Origin of the sequence: Alcanivorax sp. UBA3183, assembly GCF_002364155.1 — a bacterium.
Classification (GTDB): Bacteria; Pseudomonadota; Gammaproteobacteria; order Pseudomonadales; family Alcanivoracaceae; genus Alcanivorax; species Alcanivorax jadensis.
Genome location: NZ_DEXN01000032.1, coordinates 21864 through 48056, shown reverse-complemented (window position 1 = coordinate 48056; position 26193 = coordinate 21864). Strand labels below are relative to the sequence as shown.

The window sequence follows — 26193 nt, the reverse complement described above, 5'->3', positions numbered from 1 at the left end:
TTTATCTGGGATCAGGATGTGGTGGCGATCATTCAGAAAGGCGTTCTGGAAGGCAAAGCCGGTCGCTACAACCTGGCTGGTGACGGCGCCCTCAGCATTCATGAGCTGGGCCGCTTGCTGGGTAAACCGGTGGTCTCCGTGCCTGCAGGCCTGATTCGTGCGGCCCTGTGGATCGGCAACCGCCTGGGCCTTACCCGTTACACACCCGGGCAGGTGAATTTCCTGCGCTACCGGCCGGTGCTGGCCAATCGACGACTCAAGGAAGACTTCGGCTATATCCCGCGCAAGACCTCGGAGCAGGTGTTCCGCTTCTATATAGCCGGGCAACAACAGAGGAACGATGAATGAAAACAGTACTAATTACCGGGGCCGCGTCCGGCCTCGGTTGGGCCCTGTCCCAGCAGGCTTTCTCGCTGGGACATCGGGTCATCATGACCGATATGAACGCCCTGCTGCTGGCAGCACGGGCCGATGCCCTGGCCAGCCAGGATCCATCCCGGGTTTCCTTTCACCGGCTGGATGTGACCGACAGTGAGGCCATCACCGCACTGGTGGCCTTGCTCAAGGAAAAGGAAGGTGGCCTGGATGTGCTGATCAACAACGCTGGTATTACCCACCGTTCCCTGGCGGACAAGACTGACATTGCCGTATTCCGCAAGGTCATGGCGGTGGACTGGCAGGCGCCGGTGGAAATGGCCGTGGCCTGTTTGCCGCTGCTCAAGCGTAGCGGTGGTGGCATCATCAATATCGGTTCCATGGCCGGCTGGATGCCGGTGCTGGGGCGAGCTGGCTACTGCAGTGCGAAAAGCGCCCTGAGCCAGTTTTTCGAGGTGCTGCGCGGCGAGGTGGCGCAGTATGGAGTGCATATCCTGATGGTGTATCCCAGCTTCCTCGACACGCCTATTGAAACCAATGCTTTGGGCCATGATGGTCAGCCTGCCGCACACCCCCGTTCCATGGTGGGTGCCATGCAGACGCCGGAGTGGATGGCAGAGCGAGTGTTCGAGGCCTATTACCGCAAGAAAAAGCGCCTCTTCCCGGATCGTTTTACCTGGTTCGCCAGCCTGTTGTGGCGACTGGCGCCGGACTTCTACCAGCGCATGATGGTGCGCAAGTTCGCTTCCGAACTGGAACCGCATTAATGGCAGAGATGATCACGCTGCCCTGGCTGCTGCTGGGGCTGTTTATCTTTCTGGCCTTCACCACCGAAGCCGCCACCGGGTTTGGCAGCATCGTCATTGCCCTGTCGCTGGGGGCGCTGGTGTTGCCGATTGCAGAGATTCTGCCGGTGCTGGTGCCGCTCAATATTGTCATGAGCAGCACCCTGAGTTGGCGTCACCGCCGCGCCATTCACTGGCCCACCCTGTGGAAACTGATCCTGCCATTGATGGTGGTGGGGACTTTGGCCGGTTACGGGTTGCGTCCCTGGCTGGGGGACCAGTTGCTCAAGAATGCCTTCGGTGTGCTGGTGCTGTGGTTCAGCGGACGGGAGTTGTGGCGAATGTGGCGTGGCGCGACTGCCTCAGCCCATGGCGGCCTGTGGGCCCGCGTGTGGATGTTTCTGGCGGGTATCACCCATGGTCTGTTTGCCTCCGGTGGCCCGCTGCTGGTCTATGCCCTCAGCGGCCTGTCCCTGGACAAGCAACGCTTCCGCGCCACCCTGATTCTGGTGTGGCTGGCTCTCAACAGCCTGCTCACCCTGGTGTTCCTGCTGGATGGCAGCCTGCTGCCAGCAGCGCCCCGTATTGCCATGCTGGTACCGGTGGTCATCGTTGCCATGGTGGTGGGGGAAGTGTTGCATCACCGGGTCAACGAGCAGCGATTCCGGCAGGCGGTGTTTGTGGTGCTGGCCGTGACCGGGGGGATTCTGGCCTGGCCGGGGTGAGATGAGCTACGAGCTACGCTCGTTNNGGATAGGGAAGGTCTGGAAAGTTACTCGTGCTTCGTCATTTCGACGAAGCCGCTGTAGGAGCGGCGCTTGAGCCGCGAACCGCGCTTGCGCGGAAATCGACCGTAGGGCGATCAGGCCATTCAGACCTCGACAGGTCTATCCAAACACAACCAGCCCATACCCAGCCCAATGTGGATTGGATTGCCCGGCGGCGACCAGGTACTTCGTGGCTCCACTCTTACCCAAAAGGCAATTTTCCTTTCCTCTGTCATAATGCTATTGGTTTCCTGTCGTCCGGTTTATGTTCAGGAGTTGCCATGTCCCATGTGGAGATTCGTCCGGTTACCGGTTTTGCCGTAGAGCCCTGGCTGGATGAGCTGGCTGAACTGCGCATTCAGGTATTTCGGGATTTTCCCTATTTGTACGAGGGGGATCGGGACTACGAGCGTCGTTATCTGGATCGCTATGCCCAGTCTGATCGCAGCGTCTTTGTGTTGGCGCTGGAGTTCAACCGGCTGGTGGGGGCGGCCACGGCATTGCCGCTAATGGATGCGGACGAGGAATTTCAGGCACCGTTCCGGCAACTGGGCGCGGAGCTGGGTTCGGTATTCTATTTTGGCGAGTCGGTATTGCTACAACCTTATCGGGGTGAGGGGGTTGGCCACCGCTTCTTTGATCTACGCGAGCAGTACGCGGCGGATTTTGGATTTCTGCACACGGCGTTCTGTGCCGTGGAGCGCCCGGATGACCACCCTCTGCGCCCTGACAGTTATCGCCCGCTGGATGATTTCTGGCGCGGCCGGGGCTATTTCCCCCAGAGGCAGCTGGTGGCCCATTTCGACTGGACTGACGTGGGCGAGGTGACACCTACCCGCAAGGCCATGCAGTTCTGGCTACACAGTCTTTAATCGGGCCTAAGAAAAAGGGTGGCTCAGCGGCAATCCGCCGGCGGATGTCTGTTTGTAGATGACTGTTTTTGCCGAGTTTTCTTCTCTGCTGCTAGATATGCAGCTTTGCGCGTTTTTAATATTGCAATAATTGCGTATTTCGTTTGTGTGGCGCTGCCATCAATCTTTCATCTATATGAGCGATTAACCGTCAACTTGTGCCTCCTATACTCGGTGCCTCGAGTGTGAATTTGTTGTGAAGGGGGGCTTCATGGAGCGTGATTACCGCACTCATCAACACTGGGCGGCTCGCCTTGCCCGACAGGCCGTGATTATCTTGCCGCTGGCATTGCTGGCGGTGGGTGTCGCGGTGATGGTGGCAGGGTAACGACAGGTTCGATGCAGGGCGCCGGATAAAAATCTGAAACGCGAGATCTAGGGGCATTTATTTACCGATCGGTGTCGGGCGCCTTCTGCATCAACACCACCGGATTGTCCACCAGCGAGATGTGCCAGCCCTGCTTCCGGGCCAGCCAGGCGAAGGTGTCCGGCTGCCAGAAACACACATGGGTCGGGTCGCGGTGGTAATACCAGTGGGCAAAGGCGTTATCGTCGACCAGCCAGTGGGTCATGATGCCCAGCCAGCCGCCGGGTTTCACCAGCAGGGCGAATTGCTGCCATTCCCGTTCAGGGCGGTGCAAGTGCTCCACCACTTCCGTGCAGGTGACAAAGTCGTATTGCTGATCCAGCGGTGCCGGATCCGGGTCGTAGATCGGGTCATAGGTGCGACAGGCAAACCCGCGCTCGTTCAGCATCTGTGCCAGCGCCGGGCCCGGTCCGCAGCCGAAGTCCAGGCCGCAATCGCCGGGTTTCAGGCGCTCGCATAGCGGGTCCGCCAGCTGTGACAGAAATCGCCGATAGCCGGCGTCCCCGGGGGTATTGTCGTGATGGTCATAGTGGGCTTTTTCCGTTTCCGGGTCTGGCAGTGTGGCCGGGTCTGCAAAGGTCAGCTGGCAGGTGCCGCAACGAAAAAAGTCACGGACATCCAGCTGGGCAAACGGTTGTGCGAGGTTGCCGCAGAGCGTGCAATGCAGCATGTCAGCTTGATTCCAGCCACCGCTGGATGCGCGCATAAGTGCGGCTTTCCTCGATCATGGTCATATGGCCCATCTGGTAGAACAGCTCTCGGGTGAGCCCGTCGGCCTGGGGATAGAGACGCGTGGCGAGCCCGCTGTCCACGGTTACCAGCCAGTCGCCGCGGGGTTGTGGGTGGCCCGGTTCGCTGACACTGCCGGCAATGAAAAGTTGCTCCACCTGGCTATCCAGCGGCACCTTGCTGCTGGGGCGTGATTCGTCCAGGGGACGGTCCCGCCACTGGTCTTCCAGCACATAACCAAAGCGCAGGTCGCGGATGCCGTCGGAGCGCAGATTGGCCAGCCGCATCAGAGGGCGGGAGTAGGGAGTCGCGCCGAGCAGGCGGTTGGCCTGATTGCCGGCGCGTTCCAGCATGGCGCCCTGATGAGGGGAGCCCAGGCAGGCCAGGTGAGTGACCTTGTCGGTCCAGGCGTCGCCGCGCTGGCGGCCCTGATGCAGGGCGCTGCGGGCCACCAGCCCCCCCATGGAGTGGCCAATCAGGATGACCCGCCGGGGCAGGGCGGTATGGGCCAGCAGCCCGGCCAGTTTGCGGCCATTGTCGGAGATGTGCAGGCCGGTGTTATAGCGCAGATAGCGCACATCGGCTTTCATCTCACCGCGGGCCCAGTGGCTGAAGGCATCAGCCGCCGGGTTGTTCCAGCAGGCATCGTTCATACACAAGCCATGGATAAACACCACCAGGGTGTCGCCCTGCACCGGACCGGTGGGCAGTAGAGCCATCGGCAGGGAGTAGGGGCTATTCTGTTCGGCCAGCAGCTGACCGAAAATGCCGTTGACGATACTTTGCAGGTCCAGGCTGTCACGAAGTTCCCGGTTGGGGTCCGCCAGCAAGTCCGCCATGCCTGCCACATTGCCCGCCTGGCGAAAGCCGTAACGGATCAGGTTGTAGACCATCGGCGCGGGGGTGTAGTCGTTGCCGCGCAGGCCGAACGGATTGGCTACGGTGCCATGAATATCCTGCACCACCTGGGTGATTTCGTTGCCCACACGGGTAACCAGTTGCGCCAGCCCGCCCACATTTCGGCCTATTTGCTTCATGGGTTCTCCTTATCTTGCCTGCATCATAGCAGGGCGCTGCCAGTCTGTCGGAAACGACGGGCGTGGCTGCGTAAAAATCCTTCGGCGTATTGGGCTGGCAACGTAATGATTCGTAAAATGCCCGCGCTTTGCGTGTTTGTTCTTGGTGTGCGGCCCATGATGACGATACAGTCTGGATTGTCTTAATGACTGATATTTCAAGGAGTGAGTCTATGCATACTTTCGGTAAAGCAGCTTTAGCAGCATTGTTTGCCTCTTCCGCCCTGCTGGCGGGTTGCGACAGCAGCGACGGGCCGGTGGAAAAGGCCGGTGAAAAAGTGGACGAAGCGGTAGACTCCATGAACCCGCAAGGTCCCATGGAAGAAATGGGCGAAGATCTCGACAATGCCTATGATAGCGCTGAAGAATCAGCCGAGAGCATGAAAGACGCCGCCGAGCAGTAATGGCAGCGGATACATGCTGAAAAAGCCGCCTTCGGGCGGCTTTTTTTATGGGTGCCTTTCTGTCACCTGGCAGGTTGACAGCAATCTATCGATAGCTTGCTGTTCCGGTGGCGTGATCAGTAGCCGGTAGCGTTGTTTGATCTGTTGCCAGTGCTGCCCGTACTGGCACCAGTAATCCCGGTTTTCCGGTAGCCACTGGTCCGGGCTGCCCGCGCCCTTGCTGCGATTGGCGCTGGCAGAGACGGGCAACAGATTGCCCGGATCATTGGCAAACTGGCGCCGATGGCGTTCATCCCAACCATCGCCACCATGGCCGTGGGCATGGCGCAGTGGCACCAGGTGGTCGATATCCAGGTCGCCTGCGGCGGTAAAGGTCTCTCCGCTGTAGGGATCGTGCCAGCGTCCGCGGGCCACGGTGCATCGATCATCCCGGGTAAAGGTCACGGGCACCTGGCTGGTGGCAATCAGGATCTCCGCGCGGGTGTCCTGGCAGTCGCCATCCTCATCCAGCCAGTGGGGCCAGTCACTACGCTCATAGAGGCCGGAAAAGGCCCGTTGCTGTTGGCGGGCTTCCTGTTCCGCCTGTTGTTGCTGGCGATGCAGGGTCAGGCAGGGTTCACGGTGGCAGTGATACTGGTCGGTGGTCCGGTTGGTGTGGCCGCCCTGCTTGTCCAGGCCGCCGGGGTGGCTGTGGGCGAGGCTGGCGATAACGATCAGGAAACCAGCAAAGAGTCGATTGAGCAAAAGGGAAGTCCAGAGAGCAGCAATATGATCAGGATATTACCACGCTAATATGTAGGCGATATCTTACAGTGCAAATTAAGGCAATAGTCCGATAGCAGCAAGATACAAACGGCAACGAGGCAAAACGAAATTCCACTGTGGATAGCTCCGGCTCGTCGCTAGAGTGAAGCTGCCGGGCTGTAGCCGCTTCATGCGTGCGGTTTGTCCAGGGCGTTGTTTGCAGTGCATTTTGAGTAGTAGCAGTTGCAGGAGTCTCGGCTATGGGAAGCCAAACGGAAACGGATCGGTGGCGTCAGCAGGAGTTGGCGCTTACCGCCGTAGAACATCGCCTTCAGGCGCTGGGTGAGTATCTGGCGGTATATCGCGCCAGTTATGCCTCCAGCGGTGAAGGGCGCCACTACGCCAGGGTGCGAATGCTGCGCAAGGACATTGGTCGCTTGCGGGCCTGGTGGTGGTATCTGCAGGCGACTCGTAGAGGGGCTACCTGGTTGCCGCTGTTGCACCGTGTGGTGGGGTTGCTGGCGGTGTTTGTCAGTCCGATTCGTCGTGGTGGACGTCGTCGCCATTCTTCAGGGATGCTGCGCCACCTGACCAGCCACAGCCTGATCGAACGGGCTTATGCGGCCCTTGAGGACGATCTCCAGGGGCAGCTGCTGACCCTGCGGCTGGCCCAGTACCAGCGCCCCACGGAAAGCCGCAGTCGAGAGATCAACAGATTGCAACGACAACTGGAAGAAGTGGCTGGCCTGCGCAGCAGCGGGTTGCCCGAGCCGCGCCGGTTGACCGCCATTTGCCATCTTCTGCATCGGGTAATGACGGTGCGCCAGTGGTTGGGTCTGCAGTTACCTCTGGCTAACCTGGTGGACCGTTAATGTTGGCAGCGAATCGACTGGCCCCGGCTCTGGAAAGTCTGCCGCGGGTGTTTGCCCTGTCAGACCTGAAGCAGTTGCTGCCCGGAGAGGAAGACCAGGCGCTGGATGTGGCATTGCGTTGGCTGGAAGCTGGCGTCATCAAGCAGGTGGCGCCGCCGCGGCCGGTTTTCTTCAAGGTAATACTGGGCGAGGAACTGGATGAGGTGGATCGCTGCCGTGGCTTGTTGCGGGCTTTTCCCTCACTGGTGATGGTGGCAGGTTCGGTCCTGTGGCGGCAGGGTCTCAGTGCCCAGCGCGACACACTGCTGGAATGCTGTGTGTCGGAGAGTGAATTGAACTGCAACCTGCCGGGCGTGGCCCTGCGCTGGCGGCCACCGGCCTGGTGGGCTGCGGTGCGACAGGCCGGGGGGATTGCCGGCGATCACCACGGTGTGGCCATGCTGACCCCGGAAATGGCGTTGGCCGATGCGGCGGCATTCGGGGATGTGTGGATGCCGGATCGGGGCGCGGTGGATTGGAACCAGCTGTCTACCGCCAAACTGAGTGAGGCCACCCAGCACTTGCTGCCGCTGCGTGAGGAGGGGGGTGTCCGCACGGATTGACGGGGCCTGCCGGACTGTTATTAAATGAGAACCATTATCAGTTCTTCAGGGTTCTTTTCCCATGTGGTTTGCCGTTCTGGCCACCCTGGCCAGTGTTGTCCTTTTTTATCTTAGTGATCGCCAGCAGCGCTGGCTGGATCAGCCACTTCCGGGGCTGTCGCGGCTGCTGGCCTTGTTGTTGCTGGCTGCTTCCGCTGTCCTCTGGATGGTGACTTTGGGGATGGGTGTCGGGCTCTTTGTGGGGCTCTGGGTGTTTGCCCTGCCGGCGATGCTGTTGCCGTTGATGGCCGGGCATTACCGTGACAGCTTCCAGCGGGGGCTGCGCGGATGAGATATTTTCTGGGCGTTCTGCTCAGCCTTCCCTTGTCGTTGATGCTGATCGGGCTGCTGGCGGCGGCATTGCCGATGCCCTGGCAGGGATGGTTGGTGCTGCAACTGATTGCGGCCATCGTGCTATGGATGCTTCTGGCGTTGCTGGTGGCCCTGCCGGCAAAGACCTGGCCGCCGCTGATCGCCCTGGTGGTCGGTAACCTGGCTGCCTGGCTGGTCCTGCAGGCTACACCGCTATACGGGGTGGGCGCATGAAAGGAGAGCGTTTGCGCCGGATGATCGATCTGCATGCCTGGCTGGGCATGGCCAGCGGCCTGGCGCTGTTTGTGGCCTTTTTCGCCGGCGCCATCAATGTGTTTCACCACGAGCTGCATCACTGGCAGGAGCCACATTTCGCGGAGCAGACGACCACGCCCATGGGTATGGACCGACTGCTGGAGCGGGTCACCGAACAGTATCCGGATGCCCGCAAACGTCTGTACCTGCTTCCTGACGATGATGATCCCGGTGTGATGTGGTTTGAGTCCGCCGACAGTGATTGGGTCACCGCCCACGCCACGGATTTCAATGCCGAAGGGGTGCACGAAGCGACTCCCCGCTCGGCGCTGGCGGATTTTATCAATGAACTGCATTTTGCCCTGGGTATTCCCAATCCCGGTTGGCCGATCAATATCGGCATGACATTCATGGGGCTGATTTCGGTGATGTACGGGGTCGCGCTTTTCAGCGGGCTGCTGATCCACTGGCCGAAAATCCGCAAGGAATTCTTTGCTCTCAAGCACGAGGGCAACATGCGCCGTTACTGGAAAAACCTGCACAACGTGATCGGCATTATCAGCTTCCCGTTCCATCTGATCATGTCGGTGACCGGTGCTGCCATGGGCATGTTTACCGTGGTGGCGGTGTTGCTGGGGGCGCTGGTCTTCGGGCCCCAGTTGCGCGGGGTGATCACCGAGCAAACCGAAGTGTGGTCGGCGGTGGAGAGCCAGGGCAACACCGTAATCATGCCGCGCATGGGCGATGTGCTGTCCGCCGCCCGTAATGAGCTGCCGGAACTGACCGTGGACTGGCTGGAAATCCGCGGCTATGGCGATGCCGCCGGCTGGATTGATGTGGCCGGCTCCGTGCCGGGGTATGTGGGGCATCATGCCCATGTGGTGCTGGATCCGACTCTGGGGCCGTTGCGCGTGATTGCGCCGGGGCAGCGCAGCCTCAACTTTGCCAGCCTGTCACCGGTTTACTCCCTGCACTTCGGTGATTACGGCGGCCTGCTGGTAAAACTGTTGTATTTCCTCCTGGGGCTGCTGGGCTCGCTACTGTTTGTCTCCGGCAATATTCTCTGGTGCGAGCGCCGTTCGGATCGCACCGGCCCGGGGCGATCCTCGGCCTTTCTGTTGCGCCTGACTCTGGGGGTCTGTGCGGGTGTGGTGATCGGCGTTGCTTTCAGCTTCCTGGTCAGCAAGCTGTTGCCGCATACCCCGTTGAGCGGGCTGGTGGCCCTGGCTGAACGGGGTGTGTTTGCCGTGATTCTGGTGTTGCTGGTGGCTTGGAGTCTGCGCGCGTCGCCGCTGCGATTCAGCAGTCAGATGCTTCGTGTTGCGCCGTTCTGCTATCTCTCCATACCCCTGTTGCAGACGGTACTGGAAGGCAGCCATGCCTGGCTGGAAGCGGATAACCGGCTGATCAATCTGGTATTGCTGGCCGTGGCGGCCTGCCTGTGGGTGGTGCGCCGCCAGTTCCGCAAGCGGATACGTCAGGCCGAGCCCCATCCGTTGTGGGTGGGTAAGGTCTCCGAGGGCGATCCCAGGCACCTGACCGACACCGAGCGGGAAGCCGATGCGGTGGCCTCGGATTCAGCCAGGTAACGAAGACGCTTGCACAAAAAAAGGGCCGGAATATCCGGCCCTTTTTTGTTGGCGATAGGCTCCCTCACTTCAGAAGCGGTAGGTCGCCTGCAGGCTCAGGCCGTGGGCGCTGTTTTCAAACTCCGCCCGGTAGCTGGATTGATCCACCTTGCCCTTCTTCTCTTGCAGATACGCGTATGCCGCATCCAGGGTCAGGTCGGCGGTGGGGCTCCAGCCGGCGCCCAGGGTGAAGATGTCCCGGTCGCTGACCGGAATCCGCACGGTGCGGTGGGCATCGTTGGTGGGCGAGTTGTCCCGGGCGTAGCCGGCACGCACCACCCATTGCGGGTTCAGCTGGTAGGCGCCGCCGAAGGCAACTGCCCAGGTGTCTTCCCATTTCAGCTCTTCGGAAATGGTGGCGAAGCTGCCCGCGTAGGCCGGGTGTACGCCGCTGTTGTTCACTTCAATACCTCTCAGGCGGCTCCAGCGGGTCCAGGTGGTGCCCAGGTTCAGAGTCAGTTTGTCGGTGGCCCGGAAGCTGACAGAGGTATCCACGGATTCCGGCATGGTGATGTCCAGTTCTGCATCGTAGCTGCCATTGAGCCCGGGCAGACCGGTGGGAATCATCGGGTTGGGTGGAATCGGACCCAGCATGCCGTTGGCGCCGCTGACCTTGGTGCGACCTTCCAGTGAGTAGTCAGTCTTGGAGTGATAGGTCAGGCCCCAGTCCAGCCGGTCGTTCACTGCTACCAGCAGGCCCAGGGTATAGCCCACGGCCAGATCGTCGCCTTCGATATCCACCTCGGCATCGCCGCTGCCGGGGATCGGGCCGGGCACGGCCGCGTTCGGCACATTGCTGCTCAGGGCGCCGTCGATGCGGTTGAAGGTGGGGCCAAAGCCTACGGATACCTTGTCGGTGAAGGCGTAGCTCAGGGTGGGCTGGATGGTAACCACCTGCACTTCGCTTTTCAGGCCGTTGTAGCGGCCTTGCCAGCCATCCTCGTAATCACTGATGACGCCAAAGGGGGCGTACACGCCGATGCCGGCATGCCAGTTGTTGTTGAGCGGGGTGACGTAATAGCCAAACGGAATGGTGGTGAAGGGCACCATGTCACCGTCGTTGCTGCCGCCCTGGCCCAGTTTCCCCTGGGGGTTACGGATGTCGGTGCTGGCGTCAATAAAGGCCAGGCCGCCGCTGATCTCGGCGCGCTTCAGACGGCTCATACCGGCCGGGTTGCCATAAAGGGTGCTGGCGTTGGCGGCGCTGGAAGCGCGACCGGCGTAGGCGGAGCCGGCGCTGCTGGCGCTTTGTTCGTTGAGGGCCAGGCCATTGGCCAGGGCCTGGCTGGAAGTCGCGGCAATGGCTGCTGCCAGCAGGGCGTTGTTCGAATACTTCATGATAGCTTTCCCGAGTTGTTTTTTGCGCGGGCAAGTTAACATTCGGATACAGTTTATTACAGGTTGTTTATCGTCAATGTCGCCGAAAAAACAGGATAAAAGCGTCATTAATATGGAAACATGATGTTTATTGTTGTGAAGGTGGTTCGGGAATAAATTGAGTGTTTACCGCTGTTTGGCTCTGCGTGTGAGGGCTTGCTGGTGTTGCGGAATGGTGGAATGAGGGACAGTCAGCGTGGGCGGGAGGAAACCCGTTTCGGCGCCATTCAGGTATTTGCGGATGCAATGGTCGGGACTGCGAGGAGGAATGGGCGCGGCAATGGATGGTGCTGCCGCGCCGGAATGGGACAATGGAGAATTTGCTGTTGCCAGAGGCAGGCTGTCCGCCTTGCCAGGGATCTACAGGCCGGGACGTCTGCCGGGCTGGTTAACGGCCTTGCGGGTGAATATCCCGATGATGGGCGTGCCCTGATCCTGCAGAATCGGCTCGATGTCCCGGTGCAGGGCGTGGTACCGGTAAAACGGCACTCGTGGGAACAAGTGATGGATGGAATGCAGGTTCTGGCCCAGCCAGAACCACTCCAGCGGTTTCATCCAGCGGGGCATGATCAGGCTGTTGGTATTGCGATAGCGCTCACTGACCTTGTAGGGGTGATGCGGACGATAGGCAAACCAGTAGGCGGTGAAGAGTCCGCCGGTGTAGTAGCCGAGCAGAATCACCGCCACCGTGCCGGGCTGGTCCACCATGACCAGAAAGGCAATCCGCCAGCCCAGTGAGACCACCAGCTCGGCGCAATAAATCAGTTTTTCCTTCAGCGACGCGCTGCCCCAGCTGTGCTGAACAAAAAACGTATTCTGCACCCACTGGAAACGCAGGCCTGCGGCCAGCAAACCCAGTGGGCCTTTCTGCATTCCGCTGATAATGAAGTCCGGGTCCTTGTCCGGCTGGTTGGTGTAGCGGTGGTGGGTAAAGTGTTCGATGCGGTGGGAGGCATAGGGAATCGCAATGATCGGAGCCACCAGGTACCCGCACAGATCGTTGATCCATTTATGACTGTCATTCTGCCCGTGGATGTTGCCGTGGGCCGCCTCATGCAGCGGCGTATAGGACATATAGGTCAGCGCTGCCACCAAGAGATAAGCACCCCAGGCCGGCAGGGAGCCGCTGGCAAACAGAGAGAGTGTGGCAACAAATGCGGCTACCACGGCCAGGGTCAGTAATATTGTCGGCCAGGCGGTTTTCCCCATATAGTGCTTGGCGCAGGCAATGGCCTGCTTGTTCAGTGTGGCCGAATCCATGGTGTCGCCTCTTGTTGGTTTCATCAGGCTCAACACTACGGTGCTCCCACAACAACCAGAATAGCCGCCGTGGCCAATCGCCCTGCATAAGTGGCCAGAGTGTGACGGGGCGGTATCTGCGGGACGGGCAATGCAGCATTCAGACGACAAGCTTCATCCGGTGGCCATCAGTCAGGTCATGCTCAACTTCGCCCAGCGACATGGCATCGACCGGCAAACCTGCCTGCTCGGCACCGGTATTGCCGACGAAGCCTTGTCCAGTGGCGAGGGTCTGGTTACCCGCACCCAGGAAATGCGCCTGATCGAAAATCTCATGCTGGCCCTGCCGGCAGCCGGAGTGGGCGGTTTTGAGCTGGGTCGGCAATACAACCTGGCCACCTTCGGGGTATGGGGATTCGCCCTGCGCACCTGCAAGACCCTGCGCGATGCCGCCGCCCTGGGCGTACGTTACCTGCCGTTGAGCACGGCCTACTGCCGGATTACGGTCTGTGAGCAGGGCGATACGTTCGGCGTGACATTCGATCCTGACCCGATACCGGCGCACCTGCGCCAGTTTTTGCTCGAGCGAGACATGGCTACCGCCCTCAATCTGGTCAGGGAAATCACGCTTCAGGGGGTGGCGTTTACGGGTATCGAGTTCACTGGCGAACCGGATGTGGCGGCGTCCGCCGTGGCGGAGCTGTGCGGCGTGATGCCCACCTTTCATGCCCGCGCCAACCGTATCCTGGTCAACCGTGCCGGGGCCAACCAGCCGTTCCCCGGCTACGATCCGGTGCTAACCCGCATGCTCGAGCAGCAGTGTCGGCAGCGTATGGACACCGTGGAAAGCAGTGGCGTCGCCGGCAAGGTTCGCCAGAAACTGCTCGGAGAGCTGGGCTTGGGCGCTACCCTTAACGACATGGCCAGCGAGCTGGCCCTCTCTTCCCGCAGTCTGCGTCGCAAACTGGAACAGGAAGGCACCAGCTACCGCGACCTGGTTGAGGAGGAGCGCCGCCAACTGGCCTTGCAGCTGCTCAGCAACACCACCATGAAAATCGAAGAGATCGCCGCCCATCTGGCCTATACCGATGCCGGCGGCTTTGTTCGTGCCTTTCGGCGCTGGCAGGGCTGCTCGCCCAGTGAGTACAGGGGGGATTTGCCTGGGTGAAATCCACCGTGGGACACAAAAAAGGGGCCTCCCAGTAAGGAGGCCCCTTTCTTTTATATGGCACGCCCGAGAGGATTCGAACCTCTGACCTTTGCCTCCGGAGGGCAACGCTCTATCCAGCTGAGCTACGGGCGCAAAACCTGTTGCAGTCGACCGGATGAGGTTGGTCAGTTCCGACGATCTGCAGATGAAGAACTTGGGGGTTCAACGGGCGCGAATGATAGCCGGTTGTGGCGTTGGCGTCCATGGATGGGATGCATTGTGGGCGCAGATGCTTATAATCTGCGCGCGCCGTGTGATCACGGCAGTCATTTCGCGGCAGTCTGCCTCTTTCGGGTTTCCGGCAGTACTGTTTTCCTTACGAGCCCGTGTCTGTGACCAGACAAGTGTATCGGAGGAAACAGGATGAACCTGTACTGGATTGTGCTATTACTGGCAGTGATCGTGGAAATTGCCTGGGCCATGAGCCTCAAATGGATTCAGGTGCAGCCCGGGGTGGCGTCCATTGGCACGGCGCTGGTGCTCACCGCCCTGAACATGCTGATGCTGTCCTATGCCATGAAAGGCATTCCGGTGGGTACCGCCTATGCGGTCTGGACCGGCCTGGGTGCTGTGGGCATTACCGTGTTGGGCATTCTGTTCTTCAAGGACCCGGCCAGCCTGTCACGGTTGGCCTTCATGGGGCTGGTGGTGGTCGGCATTATCGGCCTCAAGTTGACGGCTTCACCGGCCTGATGACGAGTTTGGGCTCGCACGCGTGTGCCGTCCATTTTACAATCTTTTCCCATGAATTCCCCGATTAATCGGTACCCTCTGCGGGCAGATGTTGGCCGCCAACTGATGGAGAAAACTGTGCGCATTGCTTATCTGGAAGATGACATGGCTCAGGCTGAGCTTGTCACTCACTGGCTTAAGGAAGCGGGCCATAACTGCATTCACCTGGCCAGCGGGCGCGAGTTCATGTCCCTGTTGCGGCGTGACACCTTCGACATTCTGGTGCTCGATTGGGAAGTGCCGGATATGAATGGCTACGCCGTGCTGGAGGAAGTTCGGGCCAGCGGCAACCGCACCCCGGTGCTGTTTGCCACCCAGCGGGACGATGAGTCCTCCATTGTGGGAGCACTCAGTCAGGGTGCGGACGACTATATGGTCAAGCCTACCAAGCAAGCGGAATTGCTGGCCCGGATAGCCGCGTTAGGGCGTCGGGCGGGGGTATCGGATATGGATGATGACACTGCCCTGACTGTGGGGCCCTGGACGGTGGACCGGTCGCGACGGCAGATTCTGCTGGCGGACGAGCCGGTGAAGCTGACCGACAAGGATTATGAGCTTGCCAGCTATCTGTTCCAGAATGTGGGTAAGCTGATGAGTCGTGCCCACCTGCTGGAAAAGGTCTGGGGTATCATGACTCCGATCGAATCTCGTACTGTGGATGTGCATATCAGCCGCATCCGTCGCAGCCTGCAGATACGCCCGGAGCAGGGCTACCGCATCAAGACGGTTTACCAGCATGGTTACCGCCTGGAGCCGATTGAGGAATAACGCTATGAGGGTCTGGTTGTGTGCAGCCTTGCTGCTGGGACTGACGACTGCCGCAGCAGCATCCGACGACTGGCATTACACCCTGCGCCCGGGGGATACCCTGTGGAAGGTCTGCCAGCAGTTTGCCCAGGAACCGGCTGCCTGCTGGCGTGATCTGGCCAGCCATAATTCGCTGAAAAACCCTCATAGTGTCGAACCGGGCCAGAACCTGCTTGTCCCCATTGCCTGGCTGAAGGAAAAGCCGATTCCTGCGCGGATTGTCGCAGTTCGCGGTGAGGTGATGCTGTATCCCGCTGCCGGTGGCGAGGCACGTCAGGTGCAGAGTGGTGAGACAGTGGCCTTTGGCGATGCGCTGGAAACCGCTACCGGCGCCAGTGCCCGGTTAGAGTTTGCCGATCAGTCCGAAGTGGTGATCAAGCCTGGCAGCTTGCTGGTGGTCAACCGCTATCGCCGTTTTCTGGATCAACAGGGCGAGCAGACGGAACTGCGTCTGCAGCGCGGTAATATTCGCAACACGGTAACTCCGGCCAGTAACGATGATCGTACCTTCAAGGTCTTCACCCCTGGCGCGGTCGCGGCGGTGCGTGGTACCGAGTACTACGTCAGCGTGGACGCCGGTGAAACCACCCGCAACGAAGTGGTGGATGGCCGGGTGGATGTCAGTGCCCGGGGCACCCGTCGTGATGTGCAAGCCGGTTTCGCCACCCTGGCCCGGCTTGACCAGCCGCCCATTGAACCGGTGCCTCTGTTGCCGGCCCCGTCGGTGGAGCTGGCAGTAACCCACGAGGATGTGGCGGCGGCGTGGCCCACCCAGGCGGATGCGGCCAGTTACTGGCTGGAGTGGTATCGCCAGCGCGATGGGTTGTTGTTGGGCCAGGCGTCCTTGCAGGCCGGTCACTGGCAACAGGATTTACCGGTAGGCGATTACCGTCTGTTGGTGCGTGCGGTGGATGAAAACGGCCTGCGTGGCCACGAAAGCTGGACCAATTTCTCCATTGAGCCCGCACCAGAGCCCGTGCCTGAAAAGGATTCCAAATGGGACCTGTGGGTCTTCCTCGGCGGAGCCGCGTTGTTGCTGGCGCTGTAACGGATGCGCTCGCGCCTGAATGCCTATCAGCGTCGCTATCTGGCTGAACACATATCAGTGCTGTTTCTGGTGGTCGGTCTCTGCGCCCTGCTGAGTCTCAGCGGGGCTTTGTCCTTCGTTGACCGCTACATTTACGACAACCTTCTTAAAACCCTCCCGGACGACCCGTCCCCGGATCTGGTTATCGTCGGCATCGACGAATACAGTCTGCGGGAGATCGGTCGCTGGCCCTGGGATCGGAAGGTCCACGCCCAATTGATCAACCGTCTTACCGATATGGGGGCACGGGCGATACTGGTGGATCTGATCCTGTCCGAGCCGGACCGCAACAACCCGGATTCCGATCTGGCCCTGGTGCAGGCCATGGCGGCCAATGGCCATGTCTATCTGCCGGTGCACGTGGAGCAACTGCGGGCCGGTGGCCAGCTCATCGAAGTCTTGCCCTATGCACCGTTCGCCCGTGCCGCCGCCGGGTTGGGGCACGTGGACCTAGAGCTGGACAGCGACGGGGTAGCCCGCTCTGTGTACATGCGCTCGGGTATCGGTCAGGCCTGGTGGCCGCATATCACCCAGACCCTGCTGATCCAGGAAGGGATGCTCCCGGAGAATACCTTCCCGGCGAACAAAGGCGAGGAATTCTCCGGGCTGGCCAATGTGCGTCGCTACCACCGTTATGTGCCCTTTGTCAGCGGTCCCAACAGCTACCCGCAGGTGTCCGCGGTGGAGTTGCTGAACAACCTGATTCCGGAGCAGCTGATCCGCGACAAGATCGTGCTGATTGGTGCCACCGCTGCCGGCCTGGGTGACATGCTGCCCACGCCCATGGCCAGCCAGGGTGAGTTGATGGCCGGGGTGGAGGTCAACGCCAATCTGCTGGATGCATTGCGCTCGGATCGGCTGATCCGGGAGCTGCCCATGAGCAGTGTGCTGGTGCTGGGGGCCGTACTGGCGTTGTTGGCGCCGCTGTTGCTGCCCTATGTGCTGCCGCGCTGGAGTATTCCGCTGGTGGCCGGGGTGATTCTGCTCTGTCTGCTGACAAGCATGGTGGTGTTGGTCGTGTTGCGGCTGTGGTTCCCGCCATCCGGTGCCATGGCGGCGGCATTGATGGGCTACCCGTTGTGGACCTGGCGGCGCCTGGAATATTCCCTCTCCTATATGCGCCATGCCCTGGAGCGGTTATCCGAATACAGCGATTTGAATCAGCGCCTGACCCGGCCGTCCACCCTGGAGCAGATGGGACGGATGTTCGATCAGGTGTTGCCCGTGCGTGCCTGGCGATTGCTGGGTGGGGAAAAACCCTGGCGCGGTGGCGACAGCCTGCCGGCTGCCACCTGGAAAGGATCGCTGGCGCGCCAGTATCGTTTCAAGCATGAGGGGCGCCGCTACGAGCTGGACCTGGTGTGGCATCAGGCGCTGCATGCGGATACCTATGATTACTGGGTGAGGGCGATGCTGGTACGGGTGCGCACCCATGCTCCCACCGTGGGGCCCCGCTATGAAGTGCTGGAAAAACATATCGACCGGCTACGTCGGGAAGAGGCTCGTCAGGAGGCCCTGACCCGATTCTTCCAGGTGACCCTGGCACAGATCCGCGAAGGAGTGGTGATCGCTGATGCCTGTGGCGTCATTGTCTATGCCAACCCCCAGGCCTCCTTCCTGCTTGGCCTGGAAATGGGGGCGCTGGATGCGGGCCAGCCCATGGTGACGGATCTGGGGCGGGAGCTGGACCTGCGCGAGCACAGCTGGGACGAGCTGCTACGTCAGTCCCTGGCGGAAGGGCGCACCCAGCTGGAATGCCGCAATCGCCAGGGCGCAGACCTTTACCTGGATCTCCTGCTGGTGCATGCCGGTGATAATCCGGGCCGGATGATGATCATCTCTTTCAAGGACATCAGCGACGTGAAGCAGGCCCTGCGGGCCCGCTCGGAAATGCTGGATTTTCTCTCCCACGACCTGCGCTCCCCCATGGTCTCAGTGCTGGCTCTCACCGAGAAAATGCGTCAGCAGGGTGATGGACAGTCCCTGGATGGCTTCCTCGATAACGTGCAGCATTATGCCCAGCGCAACCTGAGTATCGCCGAGCAGTTCCTGCAGCTGGCCCGGGTGGAAGCGGTGGAAACGGTGGAAATGAACGAGCAGGACATGCTCGACGTGGTGGAGAGCGCCATCGACATGGTGCAGATCCAGGCTCAGCAGGCCGATATCACCCTGCGCTTTGATTATGACCCCCATCAGGAGGTCTGGGTGCTGGGTAATAACGAATTGCTCGAGCGGTTAATGGTGAATTTGCTCACCAATGCCATCAAATACAGCCATGCGGGCAGTTCCGTTGATGTGCGACTGTATGCCCGGGAAGAGGCCGTACTCTGTGAGGTGCGCGACCGGGGTGTGGGTATTCCGCCGGAATTCCTGGAGCGGCTGTTCCAGCGTTTCAGTCGCGCCAGCACCAGTGGTGGCGCCCGCACCCGCGGCGCGGGCATGGGACTGCGCTTCGTCAAGGTAGTGACGGAGCGCCACGGCGGTGACATTCAGGTGGATAGTGCGCCAAACGAAGGTAGCCGCTTCACCCTGTCATTACCTCGGGTGGAGATAGACTAAATCAAGCAGTGTAACAGCAAGCGTTTTGTCCCCACGCCCTGAGCGGGTATAATGCCGCCGCAGCGCCCTCGGGCGAATCACAGAGAATAGAGGTGGAATCGTGAAAAAGATGCTGACTGCCAGCTTGGTACTGGTCGCTACCCTGTTTGCCGCCGGTAACGTGGCTGCCAAGAGCGCCAAGGAAATTTCCCCGTATCCGCTGGGTGAGCGTTCTGTATTCAGTGAGCGGGCCATCGCCGAGCGTCTTCAGCCGGTGGGTTCTGTGTGTGTCGAGGGTGAAGATTGTGGCACCGCTGCCGCAGCCGAAGAGCAAGTGGCCAGTGGACCCCGCAGCGGTGAGCAAGTGCACCAGTCTGCCTGTGCGGCCTGTCATACCACTGGTGCTGCCGGTGCCCCGAAGACCGGCGATTCCGCTGCCTGGGGTTCGCGTATCGCCAAGGGTAATGCCACCCTGGTCAAGCACGCGATTGAAGGCTTCAACGCCATGCCGCCCAAGGGTATGTGCATGGATTGCTCTGACGACGAGATCAAGGCCGCCGTCGGGTATATGGTTGAGCAGAGCCAGTAACCTTGCTGCGATCTCTGGGAATTCTGCTGTCGGCCCTGTGGCTGGCAGCCTGTTCCGACGATAGCGCTCCGGCCACTGCGGATGCTTCGCAGACGCGTGACGGGGCGCAGTTGTATCGCCAATACTGTGTTACCTGCCACGGTTCCGGCGCCCTGGGCGCTCCCCGTGTTGGCAAGGAACACCGCCTCTACTGGTCCCACGAAATCGAAGAAGAAGGTTTCGACACTATCGTTCAGGAAGCCATCGCCGGCATCAACTCCATGCCCCCTCGTGGAGGCTGCTTCGACTGCAGCGACGATGAAATCCGCAACACCGTCATCTACATGCTGCAGTTGAGCGGCGCTAAATAACTGCATTCCAATGTTTCTTCAGCCGTAAAGGTTTACCGACTCTTTAGGTAAAACGCTTACGCCTTGCTTAAGAGATGTCCTACATAATGGCTTGTGCCTTGCTGGTAGCCTTTGCGCTCTATCTCATAAAAGAAGCGTAGGGTTTTCAAGCGGGGGATCGCATGGCTGCGTCACGTTCAGGTATCTGGGGCTGGGTTCGGGCTCTTTTCTGTCTGTTGTTGTTTTTTCCTGTACTGGGGGTGGGCAGTCAGGACGCTGCAAAGCAGTGGCTTGTTGATCAAATTCAGGCCGATGGAAGTCTGGATTCTCCCGCCTCCAAAGCCATCACTTTTCAGTCCTCCACAGAAGCCACAATCAACCTGCTTGATGCGGATCAGAGTCTTGTCGGTGCTTTGAGTGGTGTGACCAACTATCTTGCCTTCGTCGATGCAGACCACAGTGCGGAGAACCTGTCCCGAAGTATCCGGACGACTTACGCGCTGGGCCAGGAGTTTGGTGAGGCACAGGACGAATTGCTTAAGCGCCAAATAGCCGGTTCCGGATTTGGGGCTTTCCCCGGCTATGCCCCAGACCCATTAAGCACAGCCTACGCACTGGAAACACTATCCTTGTTGGGCATTACTCAGGAGCCTGCTGCCTATGCGCTGCAATATCTGATCAATGCCCAGAATGATGACGGCAGTTGGGCATTGGCTGGCGATGTGGGGCGAGTCCAGACTACCGCTCTGGCTATGCATGCGCTTTGGCAGTATCGCCATGTCTATGATGTGGAGTCTCCTCTGCAAGCAGCCGAGGATTTCTTGCTGGCCCAGCAAGAGGGTCAACTCTGGGGCGATACTGAAAGTTCTGCATTGGCGTTGTATGCCCTGGTGTCGCGGGCAGTTGATCGGACTTCTCTCCAGCAGGCACTGGATGCGCTGCAAAACAGGCAGAACCCGGATGGGGATTTCGAGCAGGATGTGTATGTTACGGCTCTGGCCCTGCGTGTTCTGTCAGCGGCGTCCCGTCCCGCTGAAGACATAACAAGCCTGACCGGTACCCTCGTGGATGCCCAGAGCGGCCAGCCTCTTGCAGGCGTTGATATTGCTCTTGCCGGGTCTGAATCCCGTCAGCTTGTCACCGATTCAGATGGCGGCTTTTTTGCCAATCGACTGACGCCAGGCCATTACCAGCTTTCCATGAGCAAAGGAGGGTACAGCACCCTGGTGCTCAACACGGTCCTGCAAACCGGTGACAAGCGTGATGTCGGTAGGTTGGCGCTTAATATCCAGAAAACTGATCCGGATACCGGCGAGCCCCTGCAAACCGGCATTGTCCGCGGCACCATCACGGATCGGGATAGCGGGGCTCCGTTAGCGCAGGCAACGGTAACGCTGGCCGGCACGGGCCTTTCCTCTGGCACGGCGACGGATGGCTCCTACCTGTTCAGTGAAGTTCCGGCGGGACCGCTTAGTATTATTGCTTCAGCGCAAGGCTATGAGTCAGTAACCGGTAATGCGGACATGGTGGCCGGCCAAACCCTGCTGTTTTCCCCCGGATTGAAGGCGTCGGTGCCGGAGGATGTGAGTGTTTTTGGCACCATCAGCAGCAGTCACCAGGGAGCCTCGATTAGCGGTGCAATGGTCAGCGCTGAAGTGCAGGGTGTTGCCAAATCGGTCACTACGGATGCACAGGGTCAATATCGTCTAGAGGACTTACCTGCAGGTAACCTGACGTTGGGGGTGTCGGCAGCAGGTTTTGAGAGTGTATCCGCTGAAGCAGAGGTATCTGACGGGGCCAGCGTGGAGTTTTCCCCGCTGCTTGCCCCCTCTGGCGATGCACCACAACAGCAGCCGGGTGGATTCCAAGGTGTTGTCATTGACGCGATTACCGGCCGGGGAGTTATGGGAGCGCAAGTATCCGTCGATTACCTGGATGGTACTGCACCGATAACCGTCGCTACCGACAGTGATGGGCGTTTCCAGCTCAGGGAGCTTTCGGCGGCTGAGGTAGAAATTACCATTACCGCTTCCGGCTATAGTGCCATTGGCGCCACTGCACGCGTTGAGGCGGGTGTTATCAATGACTTGGGGGAGCTGGAGCTGGCGCCACTGGATAGTGCGGTGAACAGTATCAGCGGCAAGGTGGTTGATGTGCGTACTCAGAATCCGTTGCTGGGGGTTCTGGTTAAGGTCAAGGTTTCATCCTCGACAGTGGCCGGCGAAGCAATGACGGATTCCTCGGGTCGTTTTCAAGTGAAAGGCCTGCCTCTGGGCGAATACACGCTCGAATTTTCACAAGTAGATTATCAGCCCCTGTCGTTCCCGGTTGTCATCGCAACAGGTGGCGATCTTGATCTGGGTGAAGTCCGTCTCCGCCAACCAGGGATTGATGCCTTGTTGCCTGATCTTGCAGTGCAAAGCACTCAGTCTGGAGGTCTGCTTTCAGATCCGGACACCTTCGAGGTGTCGGGTGAACTTGATGTTGTGATTATTAATCGCGGGAATGCTGATCTGACGCAGCCTTTCTCTGTACGGGTGTTCAGCGATTCAAACCGTGACGGTGCGTTTAGTCCGGACCATGATGCGGTTCTTGGCGAAACCACCGTTGAGGGGATATTGGAGGTAGATACCATTCAGCGTATCAGTGTGCCGTTTCAGGGTGATTTGCCGTTCCGTGATGCTCCTTTACATATCCTGCTTGATGCGGGCGAGGCTATTTCCGAGCTATCGGAAACCAACAATATTGAAAGCACGGCTGGTGAGTGTGCTAGCAATCAGAAGCCCTATCTGGATTTGGCCTTGTGTCTGGATTCTTCCGGTAGCGTCAGTTCTCCAGAGTTCATTTTGCAACTAGAGGGAACTGCGCAGGCTATAGAAAATCCAAATATTGTGCCACGAGATGGTTCAATGCGGCTAACCCTATTTCAATTTAGTAATAACGGCTATCTTGAAATTGATCCAACAATAGTGGAAGAAGATAATGTTTCTGAATTGGCTGATGCGATCCGGTCAGTTCGAAGAAATACTGGCGGAACGGCAATTCATCATTGTATCGATAGGGCCACAGAGGTATTAAGTGACGCCTCCCCTGAAACTGCGCTGCAGGTGATTGATGTATCAACGGATGGCCAATCCAGCCAAGCTCTTGCAGTGGCAGCTTCAGAGAGAGCCAGGAATGCTGGAATAGATGTGATCAACGCCATTGGTGTTGGCCGAGGAGCTAATGAAAGCCTTTTAAATTATATAGTATTCCCCAAACCGGCGGGCGGAGAGCGCGGTTTTGTCCTCATGGTGGATAGCTATGAGGAATACATCGAAGGTATTTCCTCGAAAGTTGCAAAAGAAACAAAGATCCCCGATTTGACTCTTGGTGCCCTTCAGTTCGTGGACAACGGCGTGGGAGAGCTGGCCTCAGTTACCATGGTTATCGGTAATGCGGGATCTGCCGACATTTCAGAAGATATCCATATCGCGCTGTTTGGTGGACACCCTGACACCGGTGCAGAAATTGGTGAGTTGGTTGTTAGTGGCGGAGTTGAAAGTGGCGCTCACAAAAATGCGGTGATGGACGATGTTGATCCCGACCAGCTGCAGGATGTCACTCTTTATGCTCGTGCTGCTATCGAGGGCCAGGTGGCAGAATGCAATAACACCAATAATCTCGCTCAGAAGAAAGTGGCCGCACGCAGAGGATCGCTCACGCTGACGCTGTCAGATAGCCTGCTAGCTCCAACCGAAGCAATGAACGTGGACTCCCTGGTGACCAATACCGGCGGGGTGGAAGCAGACTATTCAGTGCAACATAGCATTCTCGATAGTAGCGGCGCCCTGGTTGCAAATCTTGGTAGTAAACCAGTGCCAGCTTTGCCATCCGGTGAGCAGCGTTTGCTGGGCGTGGTCTGGAATAGTGGGGTGACACTGGCAGGTGATTATCAGGCGATTGCCGAACTATATAGCCAAAGTGGAGAGCGGCTTGACTCGCAGACGGTGCCCTTCTCAATCCGGGAGGGTGGAGATGTGTCTTCCCCCGTTGCGACGGTGGGTGTGGGTACTGATAAAGCCAGTTATTACCTGGGTGACAAGGCTGTCATTGAGAATACCCTGCTCAATAGCAGTAGTGGCACACTGATACAGCCTGCCAACTATCGCCTGGTTGTCAGTGACGAGAGCGGCGACGTGTTGCTCAATAAAGAATATGTATTGGCCGGTCTGGCTATTGGCCAGGTTGTGCAGCTCTACGAAAACCTGTCTCTGGAAGATGTGACCGCCGGCAACTATGAAGCGGTAGGCACCTTGACTGACGATGATGGGGATGTGCTGGCCAGTCACAGGCAGGCATTCACCGTCAGCATCAGCTCAATCAGAGCCGTGGAAGGTGAGGTCCAGGCCCGTGCTGCTAACGTGTACCAGGGGGATCCGCAAACCTGTGATTTCACGCTCCGCAATATCAGCAGCGAGGCGATACAGAACCTGACAGTGATCAACACTCGACTGGATGTGGATAACCAGGGCGAGCTGCATCGCGATACACGAACAGTGAGCTTGCAGCCAGGTGGGACAATCACTTTCTCGGATGTGTTTGGTACGGCAGGCTTTAATCTGACTCGCCATGCCTGCGCCCTGCAGGTGGAAGAAAATGGCGAGCAACGCGATATAGACAATGCGGTTTTCCAGATAGAGGAACCGCCCATTTCTCTGCAAACCACGCTCTCCGTCTCTGGGAAATCGAGATTGCTGGTGCTGGCTGATAAGCCGCAAGATACCTGTACCGCTGTCGACTGGCTGACTTTGCGCGCAGAGTTTCCGAAGCCATTATCGGCTAGCACACTGGTAAGCGTGAAGGCGCTAAATTCCCTCTTCTTCACCCTTGATCTGGAGGCATCGACACCTCAAGCCTTTACCGACTTGCTAGACAGCAATATCAGGGCCGATATGAATGTGGCGGTGACCAGCCTGACCCGGGAGGCCGTAGAGGTGCGGGTATCCGGCTCGGCGCTGCTAAGCGGCAAACACAATATTGTCGCCAAGTACCCCATATTCCTTTTCCTGCAAGGAAAGCTGGAAACCGGCCTGACCGGATTCAAGTGCGGGTATTTTCCGGCGCTTGGCCAGAAGTTGGGCGATTTTGAAGTAGTGGATATCAATGTTGCGGAAAGGCAGAGCGCCTCGCATGCTCAGGGGCATCCGGAAACGCCATCACTAGTAGAGCAGCAGCAATGGTTGGACGCCTTCCTGATGGAAAATGGCTACAGCTACACCTTGGTGGATTCTCTGGATGGTTTCCGTGATGCCTTGTTATCGGGAAATTATCAGCAGTATCTGCTGCTGGCAGACCGGGTGCCGTTAGGGCACTGGACTGCCAAGCAACTGCGGGAAGCGGTTAATCGAGGCGATGGCCTTGTGTATGCCGCCGGTGACAGGCCGCGCACTCTGCCCCTGTATCAGACCCTGGGGGTCCATCCACATGAGAGTCTGCTTGGCAACTATCTGTTTAGTCTGCTGGGTTGGGATGGCCATAGGGCGGATGGCGTGGAATTTATGCAATCCCCGCTCTCCGAACCGACCTACCTGCCACTGGCTCTGGATCGTCGGTTGCCGCGCATACATCATCACCAAGCCAATGTTGCCGCCTTGTATCAGGGGGTCAGTGACCATTCGCTTCAGTGTCTGGCTTATTCCAGTGAGCACGATGCCGTTACCTATCGCGATTACGGCGAGGGGCGGGCTGTGTATGTGGGTTACGACCTGCTGGCCGAAGCGGTAGCCGAAGGTGGCAGTGAGCACCATGCCGGGTTGCTGTCGCGGGCATTGGAATACACCACAGCAGAAAATCTGATAAATCGCCCGGGCACAGTGTTCCCTGTCACGCTGTCGTTGCAAAACACGGGGCCCGCTGTCGATGTACAGGCAGATCTGGCTATGTCTTCAGGTGGCGATGTGCTGAACACTTTGCCTGCCACACAGAATGGTCCCTTGTCCTGGCAGTTGGCTTTGGGTGAAGCCGAGCAGCGTAATCTGCACGCCTGGCTGGTTCCGAACTTCTCGCAGGGCTCGGCCGCATTAAGCGCGGAGGTGACGGCCAGCCTTGGTAGCGGTGCCTCGCTGACGCTATCGGAAATGCTGCCACTGCAGGAAGGGCCGGACACCCAGACCCTCATGGAAGTGACCCAGGCCGTACAGGCGGCCTACGGTCAGTCCCTGCTTGACCTGAAACTGAAGAAAGCGGCGCTTCTGCTGGAAATGGCGGTGGTGGCCAATAATCACGGGCACGAAGCCCTCGCCATCAAGAAGGCCCTGAAAGCCACATCGGCCCTGGCAGGCTCAAGTCACCCGGATGCCCCATCGCTACGCGTAGATCTGGATTGGGCAATTTGGGCCTTGAACCGGTAATGGGGGGCGAGAGTGTTATGAACGGAA

Annotated in this window: 22 protein-coding genes, 1 tRNA gene and 1 pseudogene; 18 read left to right on the top strand and 6 right to left on the bottom strand. The window is 59.1% G+C overall.

The window, feature by feature from the left end; translation table 11 throughout:
* The 4 genes and pseudogenes from B3Q33_RS10910 to B3Q33_RS10895 form a co-directional block, all read left to right on the top strand.
* Positions 1-348: pseudogene (locus B3Q33_RS10910) on the top strand (epimerase); the annotation flags it as partial.
* Positions 345-1142, top strand: a complete 798-nt coding sequence (locus B3Q33_RS10905; protein ID WP_272962214.1) for an SDR family NAD(P)-dependent oxidoreductase — start codon at positions 345-347, stop codon at positions 1140-1142. The pseudogene B3Q33_RS10910 and the gene B3Q33_RS10905, both read left to right, overlap by 4 nt.
* Positions 1142-1885 (top strand): sulfite exporter TauE/SafE family protein, encoded by a 744-nt coding sequence (locus B3Q33_RS10900; RefSeq protein WP_084573489.1) that lies wholly within the window; start codon positions 1142-1144, stop codon positions 1883-1885. The genes B3Q33_RS10905 and B3Q33_RS10900 overlap by 1 nt, the downstream gene beginning before the upstream one ends.
* A gap of 323 nt (positions 1886-2208) precedes the next feature.
* Positions 2209-2799, top strand: coding sequence for a GNAT family N-acetyltransferase (locus B3Q33_RS10895; protein ID WP_272962215.1), 591 nt, complete (start codon positions 2209-2211; stop codon positions 2797-2799).
* A 428-nt stretch (positions 2800-3227) separates the two neighbouring features.
* Here B3Q33_RS10895 and B3Q33_RS10890 read toward each other — a convergent pair whose 3' ends face one another.
* Together B3Q33_RS10890 and B3Q33_RS10885 are read right to left on the bottom strand one after the other, a co-directional pair.
* Complete coding sequence (locus tag B3Q33_RS10890) at positions 3228-3911, bottom strand: class I SAM-dependent methyltransferase (RefSeq protein ID WP_272962216.1); 684 nt, start codon at positions 3909-3911, stop codon at positions 3228-3230.
* Positions 3877-4971, bottom strand: a complete 1095-nt coding sequence (locus B3Q33_RS10885) for an alpha/beta fold hydrolase (RefSeq protein ID WP_035248567.1) — start codon at positions 4969-4971, stop codon at positions 3877-3879. The genes B3Q33_RS10890 and B3Q33_RS10885 overlap by 35 nt, the downstream gene beginning before the upstream one ends.
* A 212-nt stretch (positions 4972-5183) precedes the next feature.
* Between B3Q33_RS10885 and B3Q33_RS10880 the strand changes: the two genes are divergently transcribed.
* Positions 5184-5414, top strand: coding sequence for a hypothetical protein (locus B3Q33_RS10880; RefSeq protein WP_035248566.1), 231 nt, complete (start codon positions 5184-5186; stop codon positions 5412-5414).
* A 45-nt stretch (positions 5415-5459) separates the two neighbouring features.
* On the opposite strand, the gene B3Q33_RS10875 is transcribed toward B3Q33_RS10880, so the two are convergent.
* On the bottom strand, positions 5460-6158 hold the full coding sequence (locus B3Q33_RS10875) for an HNH endonuclease (protein WP_035248563.1): 699 nt from the start codon (positions 6156-6158) through the stop codon (positions 5460-5462).
* A 260-nt stretch (positions 6159-6418) separates the two neighbouring features.
* On the opposite strand from B3Q33_RS10875, the gene B3Q33_RS10870 reads away from it, so the two are divergent.
* The 5 genes from B3Q33_RS10870 (at position 6419) to B3Q33_RS10850 (ending at position 9827) form a co-directional block, all read left to right on the top strand.
* The gene (locus B3Q33_RS10870; protein ID WP_272962217.1) at positions 6419-7030 is read left to right on the top strand and encodes a hypothetical protein; all 612 of its coding nucleotides are present in this window, start codon (positions 6419-6421) and stop codon (positions 7028-7030) included.
* Positions 7030-7632, top strand: coding sequence for a hypothetical protein (locus tag B3Q33_RS10865; RefSeq protein ID WP_272962218.1), 603 nt, complete (start codon positions 7030-7032; stop codon positions 7630-7632). Before B3Q33_RS10870 ends, B3Q33_RS10865 begins: the two co-directional genes overlap by 1 nt.
* Positions 7633-7693: 61 nt before the next feature.
* On the top strand, positions 7694-7963 hold the full coding sequence (locus B3Q33_RS10860; RefSeq protein WP_272962219.1) for a hypothetical protein: 270 nt from the start codon (positions 7694-7696) through the stop codon (positions 7961-7963).
* Positions 7960-8217, top strand: coding sequence for a hypothetical protein (locus B3Q33_RS10855; RefSeq protein WP_035248556.1), 258 nt, complete (start codon positions 7960-7962; stop codon positions 8215-8217). Before B3Q33_RS10860 ends, B3Q33_RS10855 begins: the two co-directional genes overlap by 4 nt.
* Positions 8214-9827: a PepSY-associated TM helix domain-containing protein gene (locus tag B3Q33_RS10850; protein ID WP_272962220.1), complete on the top strand. Its 1614-nt coding sequence runs from the start codon at positions 8214-8216 to the stop codon at positions 9825-9827. Before B3Q33_RS10855 ends, B3Q33_RS10850 begins: the two co-directional genes overlap by 4 nt.
* Before the next feature lie 69 nt (positions 9828-9896).
* Here B3Q33_RS10850 and B3Q33_RS10845 read toward each other — a convergent pair whose 3' ends face one another.
* Together B3Q33_RS10845 and B3Q33_RS10840 are read right to left on the bottom strand one after the other, a co-directional pair.
* Complete coding sequence (locus B3Q33_RS10845) at positions 9897-11204, bottom strand: OmpP1/FadL family transporter (RefSeq protein WP_272962221.1); 1308 nt, start codon at positions 11202-11204, stop codon at positions 9897-9899.
* Between the two features lie 399 nt (positions 11205-11603).
* The gene (locus tag B3Q33_RS10840; protein WP_272962222.1) at positions 11604-12503 is read right to left on the bottom strand and encodes a fatty acid desaturase family protein; all 900 of its coding nucleotides are present in this window, start codon (positions 12501-12503) and stop codon (positions 11604-11606) included.
* A gap of 130 nt (positions 12504-12633) precedes the next feature.
* On the opposite strand from B3Q33_RS10840, the gene B3Q33_RS10835 reads away from it, so the two are divergent.
* The gene (locus tag B3Q33_RS10835) at positions 12634-13650 is read left to right on the top strand and encodes an AraC family transcriptional regulator (protein ID WP_035248548.1); all 1017 of its coding nucleotides are present in this window, start codon (positions 12634-12636) and stop codon (positions 13648-13650) included.
* 58 nt (positions 13651-13708) lie between these two features.
* On the opposite strand, the gene B3Q33_RS10830 is transcribed toward B3Q33_RS10835, so the two are convergent.
* Positions 13709-13785 (bottom strand) — tRNA-Arg (locus B3Q33_RS10830).
* 276 nt (positions 13786-14061) lie between these two features.
* Between B3Q33_RS10830 and B3Q33_RS10825 the strand changes: the two genes are divergently transcribed.
* From B3Q33_RS10825 to B3Q33_RS10795, 7 genes are all read left to right on the top strand, one after another.
* Positions 14062-14385 (top strand): DMT family transporter, encoded by a 324-nt coding sequence (locus tag B3Q33_RS10825; RefSeq protein WP_414431148.1) that lies wholly within the window; start codon positions 14062-14064, stop codon positions 14383-14385.
* 117 nt (positions 14386-14502) lie between these two features.
* Entirely contained in the window at positions 14503-15192 is a 690-nt protein-coding gene (locus tag B3Q33_RS10820) for a response regulator transcription factor (protein WP_035248541.1), read from the top strand.
* 4 nt (positions 15193-15196) lie between these two features.
* Positions 15197-16279 carry a FecR domain-containing protein gene (locus B3Q33_RS10815; protein WP_272962224.1) on the top strand — a complete coding sequence of 361 codons (1083 nt, stop codon included), beginning with the start codon at positions 15197-15199 and terminating at the stop codon, positions 16277-16279.
* A gap of 3 nt (positions 16280-16282) precedes the next feature.
* Positions 16283-18877: a CHASE2 domain-containing protein gene (locus B3Q33_RS10810; RefSeq protein WP_272975176.1), complete on the top strand. Its 2595-nt coding sequence runs from the start codon at positions 16283-16285 to the stop codon at positions 18875-18877.
* A 109-nt stretch (positions 18878-18986) separates the two neighbouring features.
* Positions 18987-19445 (top strand): c-type cytochrome, encoded by a 459-nt coding sequence (locus B3Q33_RS10805; RefSeq protein WP_272962228.1) that lies wholly within the window; start codon positions 18987-18989, stop codon positions 19443-19445.
* 2 nt (positions 19446-19447) lie between these two features.
* Positions 19448-19795 (top strand): c-type cytochrome, encoded by a 348-nt coding sequence (locus tag B3Q33_RS10800; RefSeq protein WP_272962226.1) that lies wholly within the window; start codon positions 19448-19450, stop codon positions 19793-19795.
* Between the two features lie 161 nt (positions 19796-19956).
* Positions 19957-26166, top strand: a complete 6210-nt coding sequence (locus B3Q33_RS10795; RefSeq protein WP_272980205.1) for a carboxypeptidase regulatory-like domain-containing protein — start codon at positions 19957-19959, stop codon at positions 26164-26166.
* The last annotated feature ends 27 nt before the right edge of the window (positions 26167-26193 follow it).

Coding starts and splice junctions, on each gene's coding strand:
- B3Q33_RS10905 (WP_272962214.1), top strand. CDS start 345: ATGAAAACAGTACTAATTACCGGGGCCGCGTCCGGCCTCGGTTGGGCC.
- B3Q33_RS10900 (WP_084573489.1), top strand. CDS start 1,142: ATGGCAGAGATGATCACGCTGCCCTGGCTGCTGCTGGGGCTGTTTATC.
- B3Q33_RS10895 (WP_272962215.1), top strand. CDS start 2,209: ATGTCCCATGTGGAGATTCGTCCGGTTACCGGTTTTGCCGTAGAGCCC.
- B3Q33_RS10890 (WP_272962216.1), bottom strand. CDS start 3,911: ATGCGCGCATCCAGCGGTGGCTGGAATCAAGCTGACATGCTGCATTGC.
- B3Q33_RS10885 (WP_035248567.1), bottom strand. CDS start 4,971: ATGAAGCAAATAGGCCGAAATGTGGGCGGGCTGGCGCAACTGGTTACC.
- B3Q33_RS10880 (WP_035248566.1), top strand. CDS start 5,184: ATGCATACTTTCGGTAAAGCAGCTTTAGCAGCATTGTTTGCCTCTTCC.
- B3Q33_RS10870 (WP_272962217.1), top strand. CDS start 6,419: ATGGGAAGCCAAACGGAAACGGATCGGTGGCGTCAGCAGGAGTTGGCG.
- B3Q33_RS10865 (WP_272962218.1), top strand. CDS start 7,030: ATGTTGGCAGCGAATCGACTGGCCCCGGCTCTGGAAAGTCTGCCGCGG.
- B3Q33_RS10860 (WP_272962219.1), top strand. CDS start 7,694: ATGTGGTTTGCCGTTCTGGCCACCCTGGCCAGTGTTGTCCTTTTTTAT.
- B3Q33_RS10855 (WP_035248556.1), top strand. CDS start 7,960: ATGAGATATTTTCTGGGCGTTCTGCTCAGCCTTCCCTTGTCGTTGATG.
- B3Q33_RS10850 (WP_272962220.1), top strand. CDS start 8,214: ATGAAAGGAGAGCGTTTGCGCCGGATGATCGATCTGCATGCCTGGCTG.
- B3Q33_RS10845 (WP_272962221.1), bottom strand. CDS start 11,204: ATGAAGTATTCGAACAACGCCCTGCTGGCAGCAGCCATTGCCGCGACT.
- B3Q33_RS10840 (WP_272962222.1), bottom strand. CDS start 12,503: ATGGATTCGGCCACACTGAACAAGCAGGCCATTGCCTGCGCCAAGCAC.
- B3Q33_RS10835 (WP_035248548.1), top strand. CDS start 12,634: ATGCAGCATTCAGACGACAAGCTTCATCCGGTGGCCATCAGTCAGGTC.
- B3Q33_RS10815 (WP_272962224.1), top strand. CDS start 15,197: ATGAGGGTCTGGTTGTGTGCAGCCTTGCTGCTGGGACTGACGACTGCC.
- B3Q33_RS10810 (WP_272975176.1), top strand. CDS start 16,283: ATGCGCTCGCGCCTGAATGCCTATCAGCGTCGCTATCTGGCTGAACAC.
- B3Q33_RS10805 (WP_272962228.1), top strand. CDS start 18,987: ATGCTGACTGCCAGCTTGGTACTGGTCGCTACCCTGTTTGCCGCCGGT.
- B3Q33_RS10795 (WP_272980205.1), top strand. CDS start 19,957: ATGGCTGCGTCACGTTCAGGTATCTGGGGCTGGGTTCGGGCTCTTTTC.